Annotated in this window: 22 protein-coding genes; 10 read left to right on the top strand and 12 right to left on the bottom strand. The window is 56.2% G+C overall.

Going from position 1 to position 25003, the window contains the following annotated elements; genetic code table 11:
- Positions 1 to 161: 161 nt before the first annotated feature.
- From BOW52_RS09230 to BOW52_RS09200, 7 genes are all read right to left on the bottom strand, one after another.
- Positions 162 to 365, bottom strand: a complete 204-nt coding sequence (locus BOW52_RS09230) for a hypothetical protein (protein ID WP_078483792.1) — start codon at positions 363 to 365, stop codon at positions 162 to 164.
- A 92-nt stretch (positions 366 to 457) separates the two neighbouring features.
- Positions 458 to 670: a hypothetical protein gene (locus BOW52_RS09225; protein WP_078483791.1), complete on the bottom strand. Its 213-nt coding sequence runs from the start codon at positions 668 to 670 to the stop codon at positions 458 to 460.
- 125 nt (positions 671 to 795) lie between these two features.
- Positions 796 to 1953 carry an acetylornithine deacetylase gene (gene argE, locus BOW52_RS09220; RefSeq protein WP_078483790.1) on the bottom strand — a complete coding sequence of 386 codons (1158 nt, stop codon included), beginning with the start codon at positions 1951 to 1953 and terminating at the stop codon, positions 796 to 798.
- Positions 1954 to 2318: 365 nt separating this feature from the next.
- Entirely contained in the window at positions 2319 to 3800 is a 1482-nt protein-coding gene (locus BOW52_RS09215; protein WP_078483789.1) for a DUF1302 family protein, read from the bottom strand.
- Positions 3801 to 3824: 24 nt separating this feature from the next.
- A complete protein-coding gene (locus BOW52_RS09210) occupies positions 3825 to 4625 on the bottom strand; it encodes an outer membrane lipoprotein-sorting protein (RefSeq protein ID WP_078483788.1) in 801 nt (266 codons plus the stop codon).
- A 22-nt stretch (positions 4626 to 4647) separates the two neighbouring features.
- Positions 4648 to 7125 (bottom strand): efflux RND transporter permease subunit, encoded by a 2478-nt coding sequence (locus BOW52_RS09205; protein WP_078483787.1) that lies wholly within the window; start codon positions 7123 to 7125, stop codon positions 4648 to 4650.
- A complete protein-coding gene (locus BOW52_RS09200; protein WP_078483786.1) occupies positions 7122 to 7769 on the bottom strand; it encodes a TetR/AcrR family transcriptional regulator in 648 nt (215 codons plus the stop codon). Before BOW52_RS09200 ends, BOW52_RS09205 begins: the two co-directional genes overlap by 4 nt.
- A 195-nt stretch (positions 7770 to 7964) precedes the next feature.
- Here BOW52_RS09200 and BOW52_RS09195 point away from each other — a divergent pair, with 195 nt between their 5' ends.
- Both BOW52_RS09195 and ilvD read left to right on the top strand, forming a co-directional pair.
- The gene (locus BOW52_RS09195; RefSeq protein ID WP_078483785.1) at positions 7965 to 8465 is read left to right on the top strand and encodes a cytochrome P460 family protein; all 501 of its coding nucleotides are present in this window, start codon (positions 7965 to 7967) and stop codon (positions 8463 to 8465) included.
- Between the two features lie 152 nt (positions 8466 to 8617).
- The gene (gene ilvD / locus BOW52_RS09190) at positions 8618 to 10468 is read left to right on the top strand and encodes a dihydroxy-acid dehydratase (protein WP_078483784.1); all 1851 of its coding nucleotides are present in this window, start codon (positions 8618 to 8620) and stop codon (positions 10466 to 10468) included.
- Between the two features lie 48 nt (positions 10469 to 10516).
- On the opposite strand, the gene BOW52_RS09185 is transcribed toward ilvD, so the two are convergent.
- Positions 10517 to 10801: a PilZ domain-containing protein gene (locus BOW52_RS09185; RefSeq protein ID WP_172840279.1), complete on the bottom strand. Its 285-nt coding sequence runs from the start codon at positions 10799 to 10801 to the stop codon at positions 10517 to 10519.
- A gap of 273 nt (positions 10802 to 11074) precedes the next feature.
- Here BOW52_RS09185 and BOW52_RS09180 point away from each other — a divergent pair, with 273 nt between their 5' ends.
- Together BOW52_RS09180 and BOW52_RS09175 are read left to right on the top strand one after the other, a co-directional pair.
- Positions 11075 to 12340 (top strand): tetratricopeptide repeat protein, encoded by a 1266-nt coding sequence (locus BOW52_RS09180; protein WP_172840278.1) that lies wholly within the window; start codon positions 11075 to 11077, stop codon positions 12338 to 12340.
- An 11-nt stretch (positions 12341 to 12351) separates the two neighbouring features.
- Positions 12352 to 15081, top strand: a complete 2730-nt coding sequence (locus tag BOW52_RS09175) for a FecR family protein (protein WP_078483781.1) — start codon at positions 12352 to 12354, stop codon at positions 15079 to 15081.
- A 57-nt stretch (positions 15082 to 15138) separates the two neighbouring features.
- Here BOW52_RS09175 and BOW52_RS09170 read toward each other — a convergent pair whose 3' ends face one another.
- From BOW52_RS09170 to BOW52_RS09155, 4 genes are all read right to left on the bottom strand, one after another.
- Positions 15139 to 15489: a thioredoxin family protein gene (locus BOW52_RS09170; RefSeq protein ID WP_330359761.1), complete on the bottom strand. Its 351-nt coding sequence runs from the start codon at positions 15487 to 15489 to the stop codon at positions 15139 to 15141.
- 87 nt (positions 15490 to 15576) lie between these two features.
- Positions 15577 to 16482, bottom strand: a complete 906-nt coding sequence (gene argF / locus BOW52_RS09165) for an ornithine carbamoyltransferase (protein WP_078483780.1) — start codon at positions 16480 to 16482, stop codon at positions 15577 to 15579.
- Between the two features lie 31 nt (positions 16483 to 16513).
- Positions 16514 to 17695, bottom strand: a complete 1182-nt coding sequence (locus BOW52_RS09160; protein WP_078483794.1) for an acetylornithine transaminase — start codon at positions 17693 to 17695, stop codon at positions 16514 to 16516.
- Between the two features lie 208 nt (positions 17696 to 17903).
- On the bottom strand, positions 17904 to 18506 hold the full coding sequence (locus BOW52_RS09155) for a urate hydroxylase PuuD (RefSeq protein WP_078483779.1): 603 nt from the start codon (positions 18504 to 18506) through the stop codon (positions 17904 to 17906).
- A 171-nt stretch (positions 18507 to 18677) separates the two neighbouring features.
- On the opposite strand from BOW52_RS09155, the gene BOW52_RS09150 reads away from it, so the two are divergent.
- From BOW52_RS09150 to BOW52_RS09125, 6 genes are all read left to right on the top strand, one after another.
- Positions 18678 to 20216: a hydantoinase B/oxoprolinase family protein gene (locus BOW52_RS09150; protein ID WP_078483793.1), complete on the top strand. Its 1539-nt coding sequence runs from the start codon at positions 18678 to 18680 to the stop codon at positions 20214 to 20216.
- Positions 20217 to 20280: 64 nt separating this feature from the next.
- Complete coding sequence (locus BOW52_RS09145) at positions 20281 to 20613, top strand: BON domain-containing protein (protein ID WP_172840277.1); 333 nt, start codon at positions 20281 to 20283, stop codon at positions 20611 to 20613.
- Between the two features lie 44 nt (positions 20614 to 20657).
- Positions 20658 to 22433, top strand: coding sequence for an N-acetylglutaminylglutamine amidotransferase (locus BOW52_RS09140; protein WP_078483777.1), 1776 nt, complete (start codon positions 20658 to 20660; stop codon positions 22431 to 22433).
- A gap of 130 nt (positions 22434 to 22563) precedes the next feature.
- Positions 22564 to 22890, top strand: a complete 327-nt coding sequence (gene grxD, locus BOW52_RS09135) for a Grx4 family monothiol glutaredoxin (RefSeq protein ID WP_078483776.1) — start codon at positions 22564 to 22566, stop codon at positions 22888 to 22890.
- Between the two features lie 120 nt (positions 22891 to 23010).
- A complete protein-coding gene (locus BOW52_RS09130) occupies positions 23011 to 23634 on the top strand; it encodes a cytochrome b/b6 domain-containing protein (RefSeq protein WP_078483775.1) in 624 nt (207 codons plus the stop codon).
- Positions 23635 to 23803: 169 nt separating this feature from the next.
- The gene (locus BOW52_RS09125) at positions 23804 to 24952 is read left to right on the top strand and encodes an HD domain-containing phosphohydrolase (protein WP_078483774.1); all 1149 of its coding nucleotides are present in this window, start codon (positions 23804 to 23806) and stop codon (positions 24950 to 24952) included.
- The last annotated feature ends 51 nt before the right edge of the window (positions 24953 to 25003 follow it).

Raw genomic sequence — 25003 nt, 5'->3', positions numbered from 1 at the left:
CGGGGCGCCGTAGGCATAAACGGTCGCGTTAAGTATTTGCCGCTTGCTTGGGCTTGGACGCCCAAAACAAGCTTCCGCAAAAATAGCGACTCCCCGAAGATGTCTTGATTATCTCCTGTAGGTGTCTGGGTGTGGCTATTGTTGATGACCTGCGCGTACCGCTAGGGAAGCTCTTCACCGCCACAAACCGGCGCTGAGTTGAAAACACCGGGGGCAAAGTTGACCTCGAGGTCGATACACTCCTCACTGCTGCCGCCGCCACTGGTCGCGCAGAGCGAGGAGCCGGAAACACACATCGCCAGCGCGATGCCGCCTGCGGCGAGTAGCGGGGTCCAGAGTGTGGCCTCACCACCATTGGCTTGCATCACGGTGTAGTCGGGCAGTGTGTTGTAGCCGAGGACGCGATAGGCGCTGATTGCACCGTTACTGAATTCGACATCGATGATCGCCCGCTCATTCAGGCTGTTGGTGTTATTGAAATTGAAAACGGTGGGGCTTCCACCCGGTCAAAGCGAAAGCCGTAGCCGAGACCGTTCTGGTGGCGCTGGGCCGCTCCGAATGCATGCTTGATGTAGGCTGAGGTTGCGACCCCACCGTTAAGCTCGTCGGCCTGTGCTGCCGGTGCAACTAACAGTGCGATAGTGATGAGTGAGGTAAGAAGTGTGCGCATGGTGGTTCCCTCCTGCGTTGTTAGTTATCGATTTGAACTGAGTCTTTGCGCAGGCTAGCAAAAAGCGTGACGGCTGTCACAGTTTGGTTGGCGGGTCCGGTCTGGTTTGGGACTGTGGGGAGTCCCTAAGGGTGGGTGCAGAACTGCTCGATAAACTGGGCCAGCAGGTCGATGCAGGGCTGCAGTCGGTCGAGTGCCAGGTACTCATTTGGCTGGTGTGCCTGGGCGATATCGCCGGGCCCCAGGATCAGCGTCTCCATACCGAGTTGATCGAGGAAGGGGGCCTCGGTGCCGAAAGCGACCGTTTCGGCGGTGTGGCCGGTCAACTGCTCGGCAGCGGCGACCAGCTGTGATGTGCGTTCGAGTCGGTGAGCAGGTGCACCGCTAAAGAGTGGTCGGATCGTTGACTGCAGACCGCTCTTTAGCAGGGCGTGATCGACACGTTGTTTTAGTGTGTGGCGAAGTGCATCAATCTCCATGCCGGGAACGGGACGCAGATCGATATGCAGTTCGCACTCGCCACAGATACGGTTGGGATTGTCGCCACCGTGGATGTGACCAAGGTTGAGGGTGGGGAAGGGGGCTTTGAACTGTGGGTCCTGGTGCTCGCGCTGTAGCTGTTCGCGCCAGCGGATAATCTCACTCATCACTCGGTGCATGCCCTCGAGTGCACTGTTGCCGTAGCTGGGGTCGCTGGAGTGGCCCGCCTGCCCCTGCAGGTGAATCGCCTCCATCAGAATGCCCTTGTGGGCGTTAACAGGACGTAGTCCGGTCGGCTCGCCAATGATGGCGTAGCGCGCCTTTGGACGCCCCAGCTCAACCAGCGCTTTGGCACCATCCATCGAGCTCTCTTCATCGGCGGTGGCGAGTACGATTAGCGGTTGTTGCAGGGTGTCGATATCGAAACGGCGCACTGCCTCGATGATCAACGCAAAAAAGCCCTTCATGTCGGAGCTGCCAAGGCCGTAGAGACGGTGATCACGTTCGACCATCTTGAATGGATCACTCTGCCAGCGGTGCTCATCGCATGGCACGGTGTCGGTATGCCCGGCCAGTACCAGACCGCCCGGTCCGCTGCCGAGGGTCGCGATCAGGTTCGCCTTGTCGGTGTGACTCTCCAGCGTCTGAATCTCGATCTCAAAGCCGAGATCACCCAACCACTCGGCGAGTAGGTCAATTACGGCGAGATTGCCGCTGTCGAAAGCGGGCGAGACGCTACTGATCGACGGTGCGGCGATAAGCGCATGCAGCATCTGCATCAGGGTTGGGTTTTGCTGTTTCATGGATGGATTGTTGAATAGTTACCGGGGCAGGTAAACCTTATTATTGAAAGGCTACAGGTAACAGGTTACGAGCGTAGCCTGGATGGAGTAACACGCAATCCGGGAATTTGCAGAGATCGCCCCCGGATTACGCTTCGCTTCATCCGGGCTACGAGGCAGCCTATTGATGTAGGGTGGTTTGAGCTTCAGCGCGATGAACCGCAGGTTCGAGTCCTTTAGGGATGCCCACCAGAGACGGAATAGGGTGGGTATGTAGGTATAGGGTGGGTATCACTTCATTCAACCCACCCTACGAGTGAGAGGGTGATGCCGGTTTTCTAATCCCGTAACCCGTAACCCGTAACCCGTAACCTGATGCCTGTGTTTTAAAAACTCTGCTTGAGCTGGGCGAAGAGGCGGTCGTTATCGGCGATGGCGTTGAAAGGAATGCTCTCGCCTTCGTAGTAGTTGATTACACCCACGGTCAGTTCTAGTGCGTCGCGCAGGTCGTACTTGGCGCTGAGACGGGTGAAGCCGCCGCCATCGCCTGCCTCGCCAAAGGCCGTTCCGAGCAGGGTTACCTCAAGGGTGTCGTGCATGAAGTTGCCGGTGTAGCGTACTGCGGTCTCATACATGTTCTCCTTGATGCCATCGCCTGCCATCAGCGGATCGTAATCGTGGCTGTAACGATCTACCAGCTCCAGCGAGAGGCTGGTGTCCTGGAAGCCGCTGTACTCAACACCGAGTAGTAGATCACTGCGGCGCTTATCTTCACCGGGCAGAGAGCTGTAGCGCATTCCATCGAAATGGGCGGCCTCACCCTTGAGAAGCCAGTTGCCCAGCGCGATGTTGATTGCACCACCGACCATATCGGTCTCGGCGTGGCGCAGGCGCATGCCGACGGCGGGTACCATTTCGGTGTGGGGCTGGTCGCGGTAGAGGTGGGCGCCATAGAGGGAGAGATCCCAGCCACTGAAGTTACCGTTCAGTGCCACTGCGTACTCATCGGCACCATTGTTGTCAGGTACATCCTCCTGTGGCATTGGCATCGGGAAGGGGTAGTAGTCACTACCAACGGTGGGGCGTTTATCCATGCGTGATTCGTGGAGGAGGTAACCGCTGAGGTTCCAGCTGCCGAGATAGTAGTCGAGGCGAGTCATATTGACCGGCAGACGCAGGTATTCGATATCGGTCTGTCCCATCTGACGTTGGTCCATCGGATTGAGCAGGTCGGTGACACGCAGGTTGTCCGACTTACCCCACACCACGATCTGGCGACCGAGCTTGATATCAAAATTGGGTGTCAGCTTGCCGCGTAGGAATACCTCATCGAACTCGGCCTCGCTCTCGTAGTGTTCCAGCACCTCGTCGCTGTAGTCGTCTCGACCGTTGATCTCGTAGATGAAATCGTGGAAGGCGTGCCCCTTGATGACTCCCATCCACCCCTTGGCAATGCGGATCTTCAGCCCGAGACCGAGCTTGGCTCGCAGACGAGAGAAGCCGTGGTAGTCAGGTTCACCGGCCTGTGGTTCGTCGTGGGCGAAGTTGTAGGCGGTGCCCAATACGGCGGCACCAGAGAGCTGCAATCGTTTCGGTTTGACGGGCGGTGCTGCAGATCGGGCCGTGTTTCCCCCGGCGGCACTATCATCATTGCCAAAACCGTCTAATACACCGTTGAGATCATTCGAGCCTTCCGCATCCTCATCGAATCCATCCAGTACGTTATCGACTGTTCCTGCTTCGTCATCAAACCCTTCCATCACCGCATCGATTTCGGCGCTCTCTTCAGCGACGGCGCTCTGCATGGCAGGCAGAAGGAGTAGCGTGCCGAGTAGCACGGTGGTTGGCAGATAACGATTAGTGATCATGATGTTTGGCTTCCTGTCGATTGACTACATCAAACCCTTTTCGAGCTGGCGGATGGAGAAGAACTGCTCTTCGAGATCCTGGTTGTAACGGATATTGCTAAAGCCCAGTTCAGTCTTGTGCAGGGTCGCCTTGCCCTTCTTTGTGGTCATGGTCATCTTGGTGATGGTCCAGACGTTATCGATCTTCTCCAGTCCGCTCACGTCCTGATACTTGAGACGTTTGCCCTCGTTGGTCCAGTGCACTGCGCGTACCACGATGAAGTTGTCCTGGCGGACAAATAGCAGTGATTTTTTATAACCAGTCTCCTCGATCTCCTCCTGAGTCTTCGGTTTCGCCTCGATCATCCACACCTTGCTGCCGCGCACCTCGGCCTCTTTAACGATGCGGAAATCGTTGGCATCGAGATTCTTGCGAGTCATGTCGGAGTAGTTAAAGTCCGAGCCCATGAAGCTGCCGCTCTTATCGCTGGAGGCGATGCGTTTGGTCTTGCGCAGGGCCGGTAGGTAGAGCCACTGGTCATCGTCTTTCTCATAGGCGTCGTAGTCGTAGGTGAGAAAGGCGGTGTCTTGCACGTCGGCGGGGGTGAGGAAGAACATGATGCGCTGTTTATCTTCACCCTTATCCTTGTCGTAGCTACGGATTGAGCGGATGCGTTTGCTGCCGCCCTTGTCGATCAGGGTCATGGTCATGTCGGCGACGCGGTTATCGCCGTCGTCACGATCATCGACCTTCTGCATGATCTCGCGGGCGCTTATCTCAGCAAGTGCCGAGGCTGAGAGGAGTAGTGCAAACGCTGCGGTGGTCAGTTTGGTGAGTCTGTTCATGTTGATCTCCTGGAATCTGTGCTCAGTAGTCGCTGTCGTCATCGATCATATGTTTGCGATGCAGTACCGCCATCAGCGCTGGTGCGAGGAAGAAGTCGGCCAGTAGCGCCATGATGATGGTGAAGCCGGTCAGCAGGCCGAAGTTAAACAGGTTGCTCAGATCGGCAAACATGTAGAGGAAGAAGCCGAGTGAGAGCACCACGGTGGTGACCAGCATGGCACGACCGGTACCGAGCAATGTCTCCTCAACGGCGCGGTCGACGTCACCGGTTTCGTGGTGATAGCGACGGTAGTTGTGCATGAAGTGAATGGTGTCATCGACCGCCAATCCAATAGCGATGGAGCCGATCAGCATGGTAAACACATCGAGCGGCATGCCCACCCAGCCCATGATGCCGAGTGTGAGGATGATCGGGGTGAGGTTGGGGATCATGCTCACTAGACCGATTTTTATGTCGCCGATGAGCAGGATCATCATGAAGGTGATAACCACGGCAGCGATCACATAGCTCTGCGCCATACTGAAGATGGTGGCTCCCATGGTGCGTCCAAGCAGGGTTGCCATACCGGTACTCCAGACCTTCACCTCACTGCCCAGCTCCTCGCGGAAGGTGAGCTCAAGCTCGTCGATGAAGTCCTCGTAGAGCACGCCATCGACCCACGGCATTCTGGCCGTGAATCTTGCTTTGCTGAACTGTGAATCGACAAAATCCTCCAGATCATCGGAGCCTGAGTTCTCAAATAACAGCAGCTCCTGGGCGATCAGTTGACGATCATTGGGAATGGCGTAGAACTCAGCACGGTTCTCATTCAATGCCTTGTTCGACTCCTTGAGAATATCGGCCACCGAGAGGCTCTTGCCGACAAACAGCTCGCCGTGATCGATCGCCTCGACCTTCGGTCCGAGTCGGTCGAGCGCCTGCATGATCTTGGGTTCATAGAGTCCATTCTCCTTGCCGGTATCAACGATTACCTCAACCGAGCTGGCACCTTTCATGCGGCTGTCGACAAAGTCGGTTGCCATGCGAATCGGATGCTCTTTTTCAAACCACTCGAACGGTTTGTGCGAGAAATTGACCTGCACCGCGCCGGCCAGACCGACCGCCAGTACGACGGCACACACCACCAGAACCAGATTGGCGCGCTGGGTAGAGAAGTTGGCGATACGGACTAGCAGACGGTCCATAAATAGACGACTACTGCTGGCAGAGCCGCTCTGCTTCGCCTTGATTGGCATGATTGAAAGTAGCGTCGGCAGCAGTACCAGAGTGTAGAGCAGTGAGAGCATGACACCGGAGGCGGCGATCATGCCTAGATCACTGATGGGCGCGACCTCGGCACCGGCAAAGGAGGCGAGACCCGCTGCGGTGGTGATTGAGGTCATCGCAATCGCAAGCCCAGAGTGACCGAGTGCGTAGACGATCGCGCTCTCCTTGTGGTTCGAGGATTCGGTTGAACCATCCGTCTCGTCGTGCAGCTGCTGAAGCTTGCGGAAGAAGATGGTGAGCAGGTGGACCGAGGCACCGACGCCAACTGCAAGCAGGAAGGAGGGTAGAATCTGTGTCGGTAGCTTAAAGGGGATGCCAAGCATTCCCATTATGCCCAGTGTTGAGACGATTGAGAGTGCTACCGTCAGTAGCGGCAGGATCACACCGGAGAGGCGACGGAAGAGTAGAAACAGCGCCAGACTGACAGTCAGTAGCGCCAGCCCCATAAAGCGTTTCATGTTGTTCTGCATAGAGCGCTTCAGGGCATCGCCAACAACGGGAGAACCGGCGATCTGGATGCGAAAATCACTACCCTGATGACGTGCAATCACCTCGTTTACTGCCGCAATCAGCTCGCTGTTCTCGGCATCGGTGAGGAAGGGGCGGGGTTCGATCTCCTCTTCATCAGGCTCCTCAGTTGTAGCATCGATATCATCGAAACCACCCATTACATCCTCTTCAATACCCACACTCGAGTAGGCATCGGTGCGCAGTACGATGGTGGTGATGGTGCCATCTTCGGAGAGCAGCATATTGCGATAGACCGGATTGGCGAGCGCGCGAGCCTTCAGCTCATCCATCTCTTCCGCGGTCTTGGGTATCGTCTCGAGCAGATCCTCGACAATCAGCTCACCTACTGCTCCACGGGTGTTGCGGGCGTTGACCAGTGAGGTGATGTCATCGAGATAGGGGGTGTTGTCACGCAGTTCCATGTGCAGTGACTGCAGACGTTGCAGGAACGGGGTGCTGAACACCTCGCTGCCATCGATAGAGAGGATCACCATTTCGTCGCGGCCAAACTGCTCACGGAAGGCGTTGTAGTCGAGCAGGATAGGATCCTCTTCATGCAGGAACCCTTCGGTCGAGGTGTCCATGGTGAGGTAGTGCATCTGGCTGATGAGTGCTGCTGCAATCAGCAGCATGATCAGCAGGGCCTTCCAGTGGTTGCGGTAGATGAGTGCGCCGAAGCTCTCGAAGCCGTGTTCGATACGCTGACGAAAGGTGGTGGTCATGATTGGGTTTCCTGTGGCTGTGCCTTGATGGCGGCGAGGATCAGGTTGCCAACCTCGCGGCCCGCCTCCTCGGTAGTAATAAAGTGGCTCGGATCGTGTATCTCGGGATTGTGCTTGGCGTTGCGGTGTCGGATCGGCTCATTGGCAGAGTAGAGGGTGAGCGAGCCGACAATCATCATATGCACCATGAAGGCGTTGACTGGCCTGAAAAGACCCTGCTCGATACCCTGCTGGAGGGTGTCTGTCAGTGCGCCTAATACGCGCCCCATCTCCTGGACAGCACTCTCGGGCAGATTACGCCCACCGGAGGCGACCTCACGCAGCATGATCGGGGCCGCGTAGCGCACATTACCGGTGTTGCGCGCAAAGATCTCGACGAAGGCGCGGATACGCAGTTCACAGTCGCTGACCGTCTCTAGCGCCTGCTCGATGTCGTTGGCGGTGCGTTTAATTACGCGCGTCAGTACGGCGTGGTAGAGCGCCTCTTTATCACCGATCTGGTAGTAGAGGGTCGCTTTGTTGACCCCGGCGGCGCGTGCCAGCTCGTCGACCCGCGCACCATCAAAACCCTTCTCGGAGAAGACCACGGCGGCGGCCTCAAGGATCTCATCGATGGTGTTGCTGCTCTCTGCTGTTTGATTCATAAATCAACTAACCGTTTGGTTAAAACATTTGGTTAATTGTATTGAAATGTCGGCTCTGGTCAACAAAAAATTGACCAATTGCCGGTTTGACTGAGGATTTATTTTTACAAATTGTAATATTTCGCGTCTATACCCGATCTATTTACTAGGCTATGTTGGAATGTAAATAGCAATAACAGCAGAGGAGATGCGCTCATGAACACGACACAGATCAAAATGTTGCTGGTCTGGGCTGCTGGCCTGTTCCTGGTGGCAGCCTGTTCAGGTATGGCGACCTCAAATGAGCGTCCCGATACTGAGGCGAAGAGTTTCTGGTCCTATATGCAGAACAAGGCCTATCGTAGCCACTGGGATCTCTGGCCCGGTAAGGGTGAGAAGTACAAGGGTATTGAGCCGCACGGTCTGCTGCTCACCACCTATCTCAATGGGCCGGCTATTGATGCCTTGAAGATGAAACGCGGGGCAATGCCCGACGGTTCGATCATCATCAAGGAGAACTACATGCCGGACGGCAAGCTGGCGGCAATCACCACCATGTATAAGGTGAAGGGCTATAACCCGGATCAGGGTGACTGGTACTGGGTCAAGTACGATCCGAAGGGCAAGGTGCTGAAAGAGGGTAAACCGGCGGGCTGTATCGGTTGTCACGGCGCAATGCGTGGTAACGATTTTATTATGACCGGCAAGCTACGTTAGAGAGACACTTTGTCTAATCGGGGCATCTACCTATGCGGGTAGATGTCCTTTTACATTGTGTGGGCTGTATCGTTTTGGCTGCCTTGTTGAGGGAAATTTTTGTTATTCTTCTCCGCTTACTAACGATTTCCAGATTCTGTTGAGACCAAGCCATGCCTGAATACCGCTCAAAAACCTCCACCGCTGGCCGCAATATGGCCGGAGCCCGCTCGCTGTGGCGCGCCACCGGTATGACCGATGATGACTTCAATAAGCCGATCATCGCGGTGGCCAACTCCTTCACCCAGTTTGTGCCCGGTCATGTGCACCTGAAGGATATGGGGCAGCTGGTTGCTCGCGAGATCGAGAAGGCGGGTGGTGTGGCGAAGGAGTTCAATACCATCGCCATCGATGATGGTATCGCGATGGGTCACGACGGCATGCTCTACTCGCTGCCCTCTCGCGAGATCATTGCCGACAGTGTTGAGTACATGGTCAATGCTCACTGTGCCGATGCGCTGGTCTGTATCTCCAACTGCGACAAGATTACCCCTGGAATGTTGAATGCGGCACTGCGCCTCAATATCCCGGTGGTATTTGTCTCTGGCGGACCGATGGAGGCGGGTAAGGCGGTCGTGCAAGAGCAGACCGTGGCGCTCGATCTGGTCGATGCGATGATCATGGCGGCCAACCCCGATGAGTCGGATGAGGATGTGGCGACCGTTGAGCGTAGCGCCTGCCCAACCTGTGGCTCCTGTTCGGGTATGTTCACCGCCAACTCGATGAATTGCCTCACCGAGGCGCTGGGCCTTTCTTTGCCCGGTAACGGTTCACTGGTAGCGACCCACGCCGACCGTGAGCGCCTGTTTAAAGAGGCAGGCCATATGGTGGTAGCACTGGCGAAACGCCACTACGAGGGTGATGATCACTCTGTTCTGCCACGTTCAATCGCCAACAAGGCGGCCTTTGAGAATGCGATGTGCCTCGATATAGCGATGGGTGGCTCGACCAATACTATTCTCCATCTGCTGGCAGCTGCCGAGGAGGCCGAAGTCGACTTCACCATGGCCGATATCGACCGTCTCTCTCGCAAGGTACCGCACCTCTGCAAGGTGGCGCCGAGCACCCAGAAGTACCACATGGAAGATGTGCATCGTGCCGGTGGAGTGATCGGTATCCTCGGTGAGCTTGATCGTGCTGGGCTACTCAATAATGAGTGCAAAACGGTCCATGCCGAGAGCATGGCTGAGGCGATGGCGCTGTGGGATTTGCGTCTTACCAGCGATCCAAAGCGTAAGGATTTCTACCGTGCGGCCCCCGGTGGTGTGCCGACCACCGTCGCCTTTAGCCAGAACAAGCGTTATGCCACGGTCGATGACGATCGTGAGAATGGCTGTATCCGAGATCTGGCCCACGCATTCAGTCAGGAGGGTGGTCTGGCCGTGCTCTCGGGCAACATTGCCCTCGACGGTTGTGTGGTGAAGACTGCGGGTGTCGATGAGTCGATCCTCAAATTCTCAGGTCCCGCACGTATCTTTGAGAGTCAGGACTCTGCGGTAGAGGCGATCCTCGCTGAGAAGATTAAAGAAGGCGATGTGGTTGTGATTCGCTATGAGGGACCTCGTGGCGGACCCGGTATGCAGGAGATGCTCTATCCCACGACCTATCTGAAGTCGATGGGACTGGGCAAGGCGTGCGCGCTGCTCACCGACGGACGTTTCTCCGGTGGCACCTCCGGGCTCTCCATCGGCCACGTCTCACCCGAGGCGGCCGAGGGTGGCGCGATTGGCCTGGTGGAGGAGGGCGATACTATCGAGATCGACATTCCCAATCGCACCATCAATGTTGCGCTCAGCGATGATGAGTTGGCGGCACGTCGAGCGGCGATGGATGCCAAGGGCAGTAGTGGCTGGAAACCGGTCAACCGCGACCGCATCGTCTCCAGTGCACTGAAGGCCTATGCGGCGATGACCACTTCAGCGGCGCGTGGTGCGGTGCGGGATGTAAGTCAGCTCGAGAAGTAGTGATTTAGTGTCGATCGGGGTATAGACCCTGATCGGCTCCCACTACCCTTAGGATTGTCGGGCGACATTCTCTGGTTGGGTGGTAAACATCATGCCGATACACCCCTCGCGTCGATGGATGACAATGGCGCGAATCTCCTTACCTACCATCGTCTCATCTCCTTTAAATACAACCCGCACCGCTGCGTTATTGGGCAGTGTGGTGTCGTCGGTCTCGATCTGCAGTCCCTCGCGGCTGATGTCGCGGCAGATCCCCTCAATCGGCTGATGATCCTGGTAGATGAGCGAGACCGGGTGTTTGGTGGTATGGCGGCAGTTGTGACGGTGTTCCAACGTCTCTTTCCCCTGATTTTTGTCCGATGAAGATGTCCTGTCCGTTAGTATGGTTCGAATGCTGAGCGTCATCAATATCGGGATGTGCGGTCGAATGGGGTGTGTGCTATTTTGCTAGACTGTTTATCGCCGTCTGAGAGTCTTGAGGTGAATGGCTTCAGCGATCGGTGGCTGCAATAACAACTGTTTTCTTAATAAAGCTGGTGTGCAATGAACAGATATTTTAGATGGAACGTAATTTTCTGTGGGCTTCTGCTGCTCCCTTTGACTGCGATGGCAGTTAACATCGATACCTTGTCGCGATTGGTTAACTCCGGTAACAGTGAAGAGGCTTATCGGCTTGCATCGGAAACAGTAGAGGCGAATGAGGGTGATCCAAAATTCGACTATCTCTACGGTGTTGCTGCTGTCGATAGTGGTCACGCCAGCGAGGGTGTATTTGCACTTGAACGAGTATTGATGGCACAGCCCAGTAATCAGGCGGCCAGGCTCGAGCTGGCTCGCGGCTACTTCGCGTTGGGTGAGGATGATCGTGCCGAGGAGCTCTTTAATCGTGTGCAACGCCTCAATCCCCCGAGCCGAGTGCGAGAGAACGTGCAGCGCTATCTCGATGCGATCCAGGCGCGCCGCGAAGAAGGCAAGGTGGTGGCCGTTGCCTATGTTGAGGTTGGCTTCGGTTACGACAGCAATATCAACAGCTCACCCGAGGATGCCAATTTCACCAGCCCGCTGCTGGGGCAGGGTACGCTGAGCGAGGAGAGTACCGAGCAGGATGATCTCTTCTACAGCGCATCGGTTGGCGGAAAACTGAGTATTCCGTTGAGCGAGAACGTCTCACTGCTCGGCAAGCTCGATACCAATTACCGTGGTAATGGTGAATATGATCAGTACAACAGTGGTGTCGTAACCGGCCAGGCAGGCTTTACCGTCAAGGGCAAACGCAGCTATCTGCAGTTAGTGGGGGTGGGGCAGGCCTTCTATCTCGACTCTGAGATCAATCGTGAGATGCTTGGGCTCAATGCCGATTGGGTGCAGGATCTGACCCGCCATACACAGCTTACCCTCTCATTGCAGTTCGCAGACTTCGAATACCCTGATCAGCAGATCAGGAACTCAACCCAGACCACTACAGGTCTCGGTATCACCACCCGTTTCAGCTCTCGGCTCAGCCCCGTTCTCTACGCTACCGGTTTCTACGGTCATGAACACGCTGACGACGACGACCCTTTCGGTGGCAAAGCGGTTGCACAGCGCGAATTTGGTGGCGTGAGAGTGGGTGGACAGCTTAACCTGACTCCGAAGTTTGCACTGCAGACATCGCTAACGGGGCAGTACAGCGACTACGGCGGCATGCAGCTACTGTTTCTGACCAATCGCGAAGATGAGTCCTATCTCTTCGATGCAGGCTTTGCCTGGGCACCAGCGGACCACTGGACGCTACGTGGTAGTGCCAGCTACACCCGCTCTGAATCAAATATCGAAATCTATGAGTACGACCGTGTGCTGACTCAGCTCAGCCTGCGTCGTGACTTCTACTGAGGGCAAGGATCATGACACGCGATAGTAATCTGTACGCATCGAAGGGTTCTCTTGTGGCGCTGATGGTTCTGGCGCTTTCTCTGCTGGCGTTGCCGGTTCAAGCCGCTGTTGATATCGGTAAGGTGATCTCGAGTAGCGGTAGCTTTATGGCCAAACAGTCTGATGGACAGACGCGAAAATTAAAGCGTCGCTCCAAGATCCATGAAGGTGATCTGCTCATCACTGGCGCAAACAGCCAGGCGCAGATTCGATTCAAAGACAGCTCACTATTGGAACTCAAACCCAATACCGAGTTTAAAGTTGATGAATTCAGCTTCTCAGGCAAAGCAGATGGTTCAGAGAAGTCGGTCTACTCACTGATCAAGGGTGGTATGCGTACCATCACCGGCAAGATTGGTAAGAAGGATAAGAGCAAGTACAAGGTCAATACACCGGTGGCATCCATCGGTATTCGCGGTACGCACTACGGTCTACAGCTCTGCACCAGTGGTAGCTGTAACGGCGATGATGGTCTGTTTGGTGGTATTTATGAGGGTGCTATCGTTCTTGGTAACGAGAGTGGTGAACATCCGATTGGTGCTGATGGTTGGAACTGGTTCTATGTACCCGCCGAGGGTGGAGACCCACAGCGTCTTGATGCGCTGCCTGCCCCAATGGCTGAGGCGGAGCCGGACCCTGATGCGACGGCCGAAGAGGGTGGTGAAGCAGGTGATGACGGAACAGCAGATTCAGGTCTGGACGAGGATACAGATCTAGCCGTGGATGAGGAGGTTGTTGCTGTAGAGACCGCCGCTGCTCCTACAGATACCACTACGCCAACGGGTGATGTCAGCGATCCGACCAACGACTTCCAGTCGACAGAACAGACAACCGGTGATTCAACCACGACCGGTAACATCAGTCCTACCGCCACGGCGGCGCCAAAGGGGGGCTGGCTGGGTATCGGTTTTAATCAGGACCATACTGACTACGGTATTGAGGCGGTTGGTGAGGGACTGCAGATTGATGGCGATACTACGATCACGCTCGATACCGTTGGTGGTGTGGGTAATGTGCCTGTGTTCGGTTCGATCGTCGAGACCGATGCCTCGGAGAACGATCCCTGTGACCCCTGTACCTTCTCAAGCGGTAGCGCAACCTTGAAAGATGATGGTGGGGTTTCGACAGGTGCGCCAGATAACGCCTCGTTTGCCGCTAACTATGGTCGCTGGGATGACGGTTACGCGATCACCGATAATGGTGTGCCAGAGACGCCACTAGGCAGTTTCCACTACCTCTATGTCGCCTCGGAGCATCTGACTAGTGACTACAGCGAGGCCAATGCCTGTGTAGCGGGACTCGATTGTGACCTGTTTACGGGTGCTCACTTTGTCGGCCGCTTTGTCTATGCTGACGGTCCACCGCCCACTGATCATACCGGGGCATCTGGTAGCGTGGTTTCCGATCCCGACTTTACCCATATCGATGTCGATTTCGCCACTCAGGAGATCGTCGGGCTGCAGATCAAGGTCGATGTTGGTGGTGTTACCTATCATGGATTCGATTCAGAGTTCGTGCTCTTTGAAGATCCAGTTGTGGAACAGGATATGTCCTTCTCCAACATTATTGCCGACGGAGAGTCGATCGATCTGATCGGTACCATTGATGATGGTGCGAACACCTATGACCTCGTCGGTGAGATCGGGCTGACCTTCATTGGCCCTGATGCGGAGGCGATGGGTGCTGGGTTCGGTATGTGGGAAGACGAGATGGACTCAACAATGTCGGTGGCCGGTGTCGGTCTCTTCAAGCGTTGTGAGGGAGGCGTAGATAACTGTGGCAGCGTCTCGACAACAGCCTCGTTTGCAGCACCTGGCACCTGGATGGGTGTCGCGTTCCTCAACGATATGGGAGGTAGTGTTGGAAAGGTGGGTACGGCTGAATCCTTTATCACTGATGTCGACACGGCACTGGTACTCGATACTGTTGGTCCGGTTGGCAATGTCCCGCTCTTTGGTGCCATGCAGGATCTCTCCGACCCGATGAGTCCCTGTGATCCCTGCGTGATTGCCAATGGCAGCGCCACACTGGTCGATACCGGTGGTATCTCAACAGGCACGCCGGACTTTGCTCCCTTTGCGGTCAACTGGGGACGTTGGGATGGTGGTTATATTGCTGAGCAGAGCGGTATACAGGCCAACACCCTTGGTAGCTTGCATTATCTGCACGTCGATCCGAGCCACGTCAGTTCGTCCACGGATTACAGCAATGCGTCAGCCTGTGCGACGCTCGACTGTAGCGGTGGTGGTGCCGGTATAGCGCGCTTTACCTACCATAGTGGACCTTCGCCAACCGACCACACCGGTGCTACCGGTAGCGTCAATAGCGATCCGAATATCACCCATGTTGATGTGAACTTCTTTACACAAGCGATCGTTGGAACGCAGATCACCGTCGATGTGGGGAGTGGCCAGTATCACGGCCTCGATTCGACCTCTCCGGTGCAGGTTCTCTCCTTCTCCAACATCATCGCAGGTGGTGAGCAGATCGAGTTGAACGGTGTCTACACCCCTAGTGCCGGGCCAACCACGAATCTGGTGGGACAGATGGGCGTTACATTCCTTGGGCCTGATGCCGATGGTGCTGGAGTCAGTTTCTCAATGTGGGGAGATACAGCCCCATCTGCGCTAGGTGTTTCGGGAGTGGGTGTGTTCAAACGTTGCGACACCGCGATCACCTCGGGACCGGGCGCCTGTAACTAGGTTAGAGGTTTTCTGCCCAACTAAATAAAAACGGCGCCATATAGGCGCCGTTTTTATTTAGTTGGGCAGATGCTCGTCGATGAACTCACGAACACGGTGGGCGGGCTGAGCGCTGGTAAAGCGGCCCAGCTCCTCACCGTTTAGAAATGCAATCACAGTTGGAAAGCCTCGTACCTTGTAGCGACCAGCAATACGCATGTTCTCATCAGCATCGAGCTTGGTCAGCGTCACCTTGCCCTCATACTCGGACAGGACTCGATCGAGAATCGGGGCCAGTGCCAGGCAGGGGGAACACCACTCGGCCCAGATATCGAGCAGAATCAGCCCGTTGTTGGAGCCCTTGATGATCTTCTCATCGAACTCGTGTTCATCTACGTCAAAGAAGGGGTATGAGTCGCTGTGCATCATCTCGGATACCGGAAGGTCGGTTTGACCAGAATTAGTGCTAGTGAGAGATGGGGTCGGAGTCGAACGGCGACTCCGACCCCCGTGTAGTTAGCCTTTGGCGAGTAGCTCGAGCAGTGCCTTCTGTGCGTGCAGACGATTCTCAGCCTGATCCCAGGCGACACTCTGTGGGCCGTCAATAACCGAGGCTGCAACCTCTTCACCACGGTGTGCCGGCAGGCAGTGCATGAAGAGTGCATCACTGTTGGCGGCTGACATCACTCGATCATCGACCTGGTAGCTGGCAAACGCCTTCTCACGCTTCGCCTGCTCCTCTTCCTGACCCATGCTGGCCCAGACGTCGGTGGTGATGATATCGGAACCTTCAGCGGCCTCAGCGGGATCGCGGATGATCTCGGCTGAGTCACCGGCCGCAGCCAGGATAGCGCTATCGGGGTCGTAACCCTCGGGGCAGGCGATGTTGAGTTTGAAACCGTACTGGCGCGCCGCGTTGATATAGGAGTGGCACATGTTGTTGCCGTCGCCGACCCAGGTGACTGTCTTGCCGCTGATGCTGCCGCGATGCTCGACGTAGGTCTGCATATCGGCCAGCAGCTGGCAGGGGTGGTACATGTCGGTCAGCGCATTGATCACTGGCACGCGTGAGAACTCGGCGAAACGCTCGATCTTCTCGTGCTCGAAGGTACGGATCATGATGATATCGACCATGCTGGAGAGCACACGGGCGGTATCTTCGACCGGCTCACCGCGACCCAGCTGGGTATCGCGGGGCGAGAGGAAGATGGCGTGGCCACCAAACTGCGCCATACCCGCCTCGAAGGAGACGCGGGTACGGGTGGAGGACTTCTCGAAGACCATGCCCAGGACCCGATTCTTCATCGGTTCGTAGATCTCGCCGCTGCGCAGAATCGCCTTGAGCTCAATGGCGCGTGCGGTCAGCTGCAGAAGCTCTTCGGTTGTAAAGTCTAGAAGGGTTAGAAAATGACGCGTTGCCATCGCTGCGTCTCCTGATAGTTAAGCGGACGTATTAGTCGTCCTTGCTACAGAAATCCGTAATCAACGGGGCCAGGGTGTCGACCATCTGGTCGGCCTCTTCATCGCTCATAATCAGCGGTGGAAGCAGACGTACGGTCGTGTCATTGGCAACATTGATCAGCAGTCCTTTTTTGAGGGCGTTGCCAACAAGCTCCCCACATGGACGGTCGAGCTCGACGCCGATCATCAATCCCTTGCCGCGATACTCCACGATTCCCTCGCACTCACCGAGTGCCTTACTAAGATTATTCAAAATTCGCTCGCCCAGTGCTTCGGCACGTTCTGCCAGCGACTCGCGCTCAATGGTGTCTAGCACTGTGAGTGCAGCACGACAGGCGAGCGGATTACCACCGAAGGTCGAACCGTGGTTGCCTGGCTGTAGTACCTCAGCCGCCGTACCGTTGGCGAGACAGGTGCCGATTGGCACGCCGTTGCCGAGTCCCTTGGCCAGGGTTAGTACGTCGGGCACGATCTCGTCGTGCTGGAAGGCAAACATCTTGCCGGTGCGACCTATGCCGGTCTGTACCTCATCGAGCATCATCAGCCAGTCGTGCTCGTTACAGAGGGCGCGGACCTTGGCGAGATAGTCGGCATCGGGCGGACGAACGCCCGACTCACCCTGAACCGGTTCGATCAACACCGCGACAACGTCGTGGTTATTGCGCGCTATCGTTTCAAGCGCCTCAATGTCGTTATAGATAACACGAGCAAAGCCGTTGACCAGAGGCTCAAACCCGGCCTGCACCTTACGGTTGCCGGTAGCGGTGAGGGTGGCGAGGGTGCGGCCATGGAAGCTGCGCTCGGCGACCACGATGGTCGGGGTCTGAATCCCCTTTTGATGGCCATAGAGACGGGCAATCTTGATCGCCGCCTCATTCGCCTCAGCACCTGAGTTGCAGAAGAAGGCGTTCTCCATTCCGGAGAGACGGGTCAGCTGTTCGGCCAGCTCGCTCTGCAGCGGAATGCCGTAGAGGTTGGAGGTGTGAATCAGGGTATTGGCCTGATCGCAAAGCGCCTCACTGATCGCAGGGTGGGCGTGGCCCAATCCACAGACGGCGATCCCGCTCAGACCATCGAGATACTTGTTGCCCTCTTCATCCCACAACCAGCAACCCTCGCCGCGCGTAAAGGCGACGGGGAGACGGCCATAGGTGTTCATCACTGCACTGTTCATACGTTGACCCATAAAACAAAAAAGCAGTCTCTGGCTTGAGACTGCTATCGGACGAAAGAGGGGATTCTATCGGTGAAATTAGCGGGAATCAAACCTGCCCGCCGCACCAGATAGGTCTCCTCGATCGCGCTAAGCTACAGAAACTGTTTCTAAAAAAGGAAAGCCCGGCTAAAAGCCGGGCTCTCATTATGGTTTTTTACTGCTCTGCTTAGAAAGGCAGACCGTGCGCGTGACCAGTCATGCACATCAACATTGGGATTGAGAGCAGGGTATTGGTGCGTGATGCCATCAGGGCGATCTTCTTCGCGCTGGCGATCTCTTCTGCACTGTGTTCCTTGCCATCAAGACCTAGGATCTTCTTCTGGTTCGGCCAGATCAGTCCCCAGACGTTGAGCATCATGATGGTGCCGAGCCATGCGCCGACGCCGATGGTGGCAAAGCCGGTCTGCAGAGTGAAGGCCGCGACTACACCTGATCCATCCATGGTATGCATCGCTTCAAGGACCATCGCACCGGTGACCCAGGTGGCGACAGCGGCCCAGCGGAACCAGAGCAGGGCGCGAGGTGCTACATATTTATTGATAGCTGCTGGACCCGGATCGGCATCGGCCAGAGCGGCGCCAACGGCGGGAACCTGAATAAAGTTGAAGTAGTAGAGCAGACCGACCCAGGCGATACCGGCCAGGACGTGCATCCAGACCCAGAACTCCCAGGGGTTAACTGCACCGGTGGTGCCCAGACCAAACATCACGATGAGTGAGAGGACAAAGCCGGCGACGATGGTGCCGGTGATAGAATTAAGCGGGTTCATTAGATTAAGCTCCTTCCTGGTTTTTGTGCGTTATTGCCTTAACTGGGGTGGTGTCCCTTAGCATAACGCGATTATAAGACCTAGCAAACTTCTCGGGTATATTAAGAAATTCTAATGGGCACTGCAACAGTTCATTGTTTGGGGTAATAGTAGGCACTGATGATGAAGGTTATGAATCCTATTGAATTGAGTCTCTTCTCCAGTCGTATCGATGCGATCTGCGAGGAGATGGGGGCGGTACTGCGTCGTAGCGCCTTATCACCCAATATTCGCGACCGGCTCGACTTCTCCTGTGCGCTGTTCGATGCGAGCGGTGAGCTTTGCGCCCAGGCGGCCCACATTCCGGTCCATCTCGGCAGCATGGCCTATGCGATGCGCGATCTGGTCGAGCGTATCGAGTGGCAGCACGGCGATATGGTGATTCTCAACGATCCTTTTCTCGGTGGCACTCACCTGCCCGATGTAACCCTGATCGCACCGCTCTTTCTTGATGGCGAGCTGATCGCCTTTGTCGCCAACCGTGCCCACCACGCCGATATCGGTGCCTCAACACCCGGCTCGATGCCGATCTCCAGCCACCTCGATGAGGAGGGAATAGTGATACCGCCCTCCAACCTGTTCCGTCGCTGTGAGCTCGACCGTTCATTGATGGATGAGATCACTATCCAGACACGCAACCCGCGTGACTCAGAGGGCGACCTGACCGCGCAGATCAGCGCCAATCGCGCTGGACTGCAACGGTTGGAACGATTGGTCGAGTCACTCGGTAGTAGCGCCTTCTCGAGTGCGCTGGTGGAGCTGAACGACTATGCGCAGCGGCTGGTTGAACAGGTGCTAGTCGAGCTGCCCGATGGTACCTATCGATTTAGTGATGTGATGGATGATGATGGGCAGGACAATTTCGACCTGAAAATAGCCGTGACGCTGCAGGTCGCAGGCAGCCATGTTCATCTCAATTTCAGTGACAGTGCCGCGCAGGTCGAGGGCAACATCAACTGCCCGCTCTCGGTAGCCGCCGCTGCGGTCTACTACGCCTTTCGTTGTCTGATGCCACCTCAGACACCCGCCTGCGCTGGTGCGTTTCGCGCCATTACCCTTGAAGCACCTGAGGGGAGCCTGCTTAATGCCAGGCGCCCAGCGGCGGTGGCGGCCGGTAATGTCGAGACCAGTACCCGTGTGGTCGATGTGGTGCTCGGTGCCCTGGCGCTGGCGATCCCCGACCGGATTCCCGCCGCTAGCCACGGCACCATGAACAACCTGGCGATGGGTTCCGATAGCCCCGGTGCGGCCTGGGACTATTACGAGACGATCGGTGGCGGTATGGGGGCGGGTCGCAATGGTGGTGGCCTCAGTGGCGTACAGACCCATATGACCAATACCCTTAATACACCGATTGAAGTGCTGGAGATGCGCTATCCGCTGCAGGTGACTCGCCATGGGCTACGTGAGAATTCGGCCGGCTCTGGTCTGCGACCGGGAGGCGAGGGATTGGTGCGTGAGTATCGGTTCCTCGCACCCGCCAGCGCGACCCTGCTGACCGAACGTCGCCGCCACCGTCCCTGGGGTATTGCAGGTGGCGATGATGGTGCCGTCGGTGAAAACCGACTCAATGGAGAAGCGTTGCCGAGCAAGGTGACGGTGGAGGTTAAGGCTGGAGATCTCCTTGAGATCAAGACACCCGGTGGTGGCGGTTATGGTGGACCGAGCTAAATCGGTTGCAGATTGATACGTTATACTTCGATCAATTATGGATGGTCTGAGTGGGGAGAGAGGCATGAAGAGAGCGGCTGTGGTGGTGTTAAGTGTTCTACTGCTATCGGGATGTGCCTCATCGATGGTGACCGGTAACGCCAGTGGCGGTTACGGCAGTAGTGATGGTCGCAGCCGCACCCAGGTCACCAGTGATGCAACCATCACCTCACGGGTCAATTCAAAACTCATTAATGATGCCGTGGTTGGTCGTAGTGATATCGATGTCGCCACTCGTCACGGTGTGGTAACCCTCTCAGGAAGAGTTTCAAACAGTTCGGCGCGCGCCCGTGCAGTAGATCTGGCAAGGTCTGTCACTGGTGTGAAACAGGTCGTCTCCAATCTCTATCTGCGCTGAGCAGCGCACCCTTTCCTAACCGTTTAATGATCGAGTAGTCGAAGATGTGTGGTATCTGTGGTGAATTAAGAATCGATGGCAGCGCACCGAATCTGGATGCGATTACGCGCATGAATCGCGCCCTTGAGCGGCGTGGTCCCGATCATGGTGGTAGCTACTCGGACGGCCCGCTCGCCTTTGGTCATCGGCGTCTGGCAATTATCGATCTCTCCGAGCGTGCCAACCAGCCACTGATCGACAATGAGCTGGGGCTGGCGCTGGTCTTTAATGGCACCATCTATAACTATCGCGAACTGCGTGCCGATCTGCAGGCGATGGGTTATCACTTCTTTAGCGATGGTGACTCCGAGGTGATCATCAAGGCCTATGCTGCCTGGGGTGAACGTTGTGTTGAACGCTTCGCCGGTATGTTCGCCTTTGCCATCTGGGAGATGCGGGCTAAACGGCTCTTTCTAGCCCGTGACCGGCTCGGCATCAAACCGCTCTACTACAGCGAGCAACAGGGGTGTCTGCGCTTCGCCTCCAATACCCAGGCGCTGCTGGCATCGGGCGGTATCGATAAGTCGATCGATCCGGTGGCACTTCACCACCAGTTCACCCTGCATGCGGTTATCCCAGCTCCGCGCACCATCCTCAACGGTATTCGGAAACTGTCGCCCGCCACTACCCTGACTATTGAATCCAACGGCAGGCAGCAGGAGCGGACCTACTGGCATCTCGCCGCACAGCGCCCCGAACAGGAAATGAGCGAAGATGAGTGGGTCGAGGCGGTGCACGACTCACTGCGCCAGTCGGTCGAGCGTCGTCGCCTTGCGGCCGATGTACCGGTCGGTGTGCTGCTCTCGGGTGGTCTCGATTCCTCACTGCTGGTCGGCCTGATGGCCGAGAGCGGAGTGGAGAATCTGCTCACCTTCTCGGTCGGTTTCGAGGATCAGCCTGAGGAGAAGGGGAGTGAATTCGAGTACTCCGATCTGGTAGTTGAGCGTTTCAATACGCACCACCATAAGTATGAGATTCCCAATGGCGAAGTGCTAAAACGCCTGCCCGAGGCGGTCAGTTGCATGGCCGAGCCGATGGTGGGCCAAGATGCAGTCGCCTTCTACCTGCTCTCGGAGAAGGTCTCGCAAGAGGTAAAGGTGGTGCAGAGTGGGCAGGGGGCCGATGAGGTCTTCGGCGGCTACTTCTGGTACCCCCGCATGCGCGATGAGATCGTCGGTGAGCCGGTCGATCGTTTCCGCCGCCACTACTTCGATCGTGACCACGATGAGTTTCTCGAGAGTGTTACCGCCGCCTATCGTGGCGAGGACTACACCGCCGAGCGGGTTGCTGGGCTGCTCTCCCGCCCGATGGCCGACTCCTTCATCGATCAGGTGCTGCGTATGGATGTCACCACCCTGATCGTCGATGATCCGGTCAAACGGGTCGACAATATGACCATGGCGTGGGGGCTGGAGGCGCGGGTACCATTCCTCGATCACGATCTGGTTGAGCTGGCGATGGCGATGCCGCCCGAGATGCGACTCAAGGAGGGGGGCAAGTACCCGCTCAAGCGTATTGCTCGAGGTCTGATCCCCGATGCGGTGATCGACCGTCCCAAGGGCTACTTCCCAGTACCGGCACTGAAGTTTGTACGCGGTGAATTCCTCGACTTCATGCGCGATATTCTCGACTCGCAGGCCTGTCGCGAGCGTGAGCTATTCAATCGTAGCTATGTCGAGCGACTGCTGGCCGAGCCGGAGACGCACCACACTCGCATTCTCGGCAGCAAGCTGTGGCATATGGCGCTGCTGGAGTTCTGGCTGCAGACCAATGTCGACTGAAAATTTTCGTGAAAAACCCTTGAAAGCCGAACTTTTTTCCCCATATAGAGCTGGGTAGACTGTCTCGACTGCGATCGTTTGAACGATCAGTTGTGGTGAGCAGCATTAACGAATTCAATGAGGTGTTGTAATGGACGTTTTGGAAAGAATTAAAGAGCAGGTTGAAGGTAACCCGATTGTTGTCTACATGAAGGGAACTCCACAGCTTCCATCCTGTGGTTACTCCAGCCGTACCGCACAGGCGATGCAGGCGTGTGGCGTCGAGTTTGCCTATGTGAATGTACTGGCCGATCCAGAGATCTTTGAGAATCTGCCACGCTACGCCAACTGGCCCACCTTCCCACAGGTCTACATCAACGGCGAGCTGGTCGGCGGCTGTGATATCACCCTCGATCTCTATGAGAAGGGTGAGCTGAAGACCATGATGGAGGGGGCTGCTGCCAAAAAGGCGAGCTAATAGCCTAATCCAGCTGTAACAGACCCACGCTACCCTCTGGGGGCGTGGGTTTTTTTATGTCTGCACTTTGTGTGGGATTTGGGGTCGAACCCCGCAGAACAAAATAGTAAGGGGAGGAGTATGGATAACGAGATCAAGGTGTGGGACCCGCTGGTGCGAATCTTTCACTGGACACTAGTAGCGGCGTTTGTGATCGCCTACGTCACCGAGGATGAGCTGCTGACGTTACATGTATGGGCCGGTTACTACGTGGCTGCGTTACTGGTGTTTAGAGTGTTTTGGGGGTTAATCGGACCCAGATACGCACGATTCAAAGACTTTATCTACGCGCCCACTACCATCATCGCCTATCTCAAGGATATGAGTGGCAACCGTGCCAGGCGCTATCTCGGCCACAATCCGGCGGCCGGGGCGATGGTGGTCGCACTGCTGCTGATGCTCACGGGGACTACGCTCACTGGTCTGCAGCTCTATGCCGTGGAGAAGGGGGCAGGTCCTCTGGCTCAGGTTGAGGGATTCACTCTTATCTCAACGGCCCATGCCGATGATGACGAAGATGAAGAGGAGCATGAGGGGGACGAAGGTGAGGGGGATGAGTTCTGGGAGGAGCTACATGAAACATTTGCCAACCTGACGTTGATGCTGGTGCTGCTTCACATTGTCGGGGTAGTGGTGAGCAGCCTCGCCCACAATGAGAACCTGCCCCGAGCGATGGTGACCGGTCGCAAGCGAAGCGAAGAGTGATCTTCCAGGCGCACTAAAGCCACGCTTGTTGTATGGTATTGGCCTGTAGAGAGTAGGGCTAACGAGCCAGGGATAGCGAATATGAAATTGGGAGCGCGCAAGCTATTTGCGTCGAGTCTGACTAAACGGATTCTCGGCGCTGACTATTACGCTGACCTTCTGGGCGGTGATGTGGCGTTCAGAAGTGGTGCTCGAGGGTGCTTTTCTCGATCAGACCAAGCGTGAGGCGCTGGTCTTCCTGCTCGGTATTGAGCATGAGATTGGCAAGCTGGATGAACCGCTCAATCGCAAAGCGCTGCAGCAAGTCATTGACCAGACCATTCAGCGTGACCAGCTCGACCTGCTCAACTTCTCCATCTACGCGCTCTATATCTTCAACGCAGATGGCCAAATTCTGGCCCACTCCAAACCGGGAAAGTATCCGCTTAAACAGATAGACGGCACCAAGGCGGCCGTCTTTCAGCAGGGTGAAATTTCGCTGGGCGAGGAGGTGGAGTATGCACGCGATCCTGTAACCGGTATCGAAATTCCCAAGGCCGATATCATCATTCCACTGCACCATAACGGTAAAGTGATCGCTGCGGTTGAGGTGGAGATCAATCTCGAAGCGACGATCAAACGTATCCAGCAGTTCGATGATCGTTATGAGCGAGAGCTGGTTACGGTCTTTGCTATCTGTTTCATCATCCTGCTGCTCTTTCTCTGGTGGGAGATACACCGGCTTCTGATTCACCCGATTCAATCGCTGGGTGCCGTGACCGAGAAGATCGCTGCAGGTGAGCTGAGCAGTCGTGAAGAGCAGTTAGGGCGTGATGAGTTGGGTGATCTGGGGCGTTCGGTGAACCGTATGGCCGATAGCATCGAACAGCTCTTCACCGAGCAGGAAGAGGCCTATCTGCAGATGCTGCAGTCGCTTGCAAAGGCATTGGAGGCGAAAGATGCCTACACCGCTACCCATTCGGGGCGAGTCTCTAAATTCTCTGTGCAACTGGGGCGTCGCCTCGGATTGGATAAGGACGAGCTCAAACTGCTCAAACAGGGGGCGCTGATGCACGATCTGGGCAAGATCGGTATCGCCGAGCAGATCCTGAATAAACCGGCACCACTCGATGATGCAGAGTATGAAGAGATGCAGCGCCATCCCACCCTCACGGCCAATATCATGCGCCCTCTCAAGCGTTTCAAGGAGTTTGCCGAGATCGCCGCCTGGCACCACGAGCGTTGGGATGGCAACGGTTATCCCGATGGACTGAAGGGTGAGCAGATACCACCGCTGACCGCCATGGATAGCGAAGCGAAGGCGGTTAGTCCGCGATAGTCGACGCCGTCTGCCTATTCGTAGTTGAGAGCGTGAGCGAACGACGGAGAA

The sequence above is a fragment of the Solemya pervernicosa gill symbiont genome, from assembly GCF_002020875.1.
In the GTDB taxonomy this organism is placed as follows: Bacteria; Pseudomonadota; Gammaproteobacteria.
Note: the sequence above shows the minus strand (reverse complement) of the source record. Positions and strands in the feature narration are given on the sequence as shown.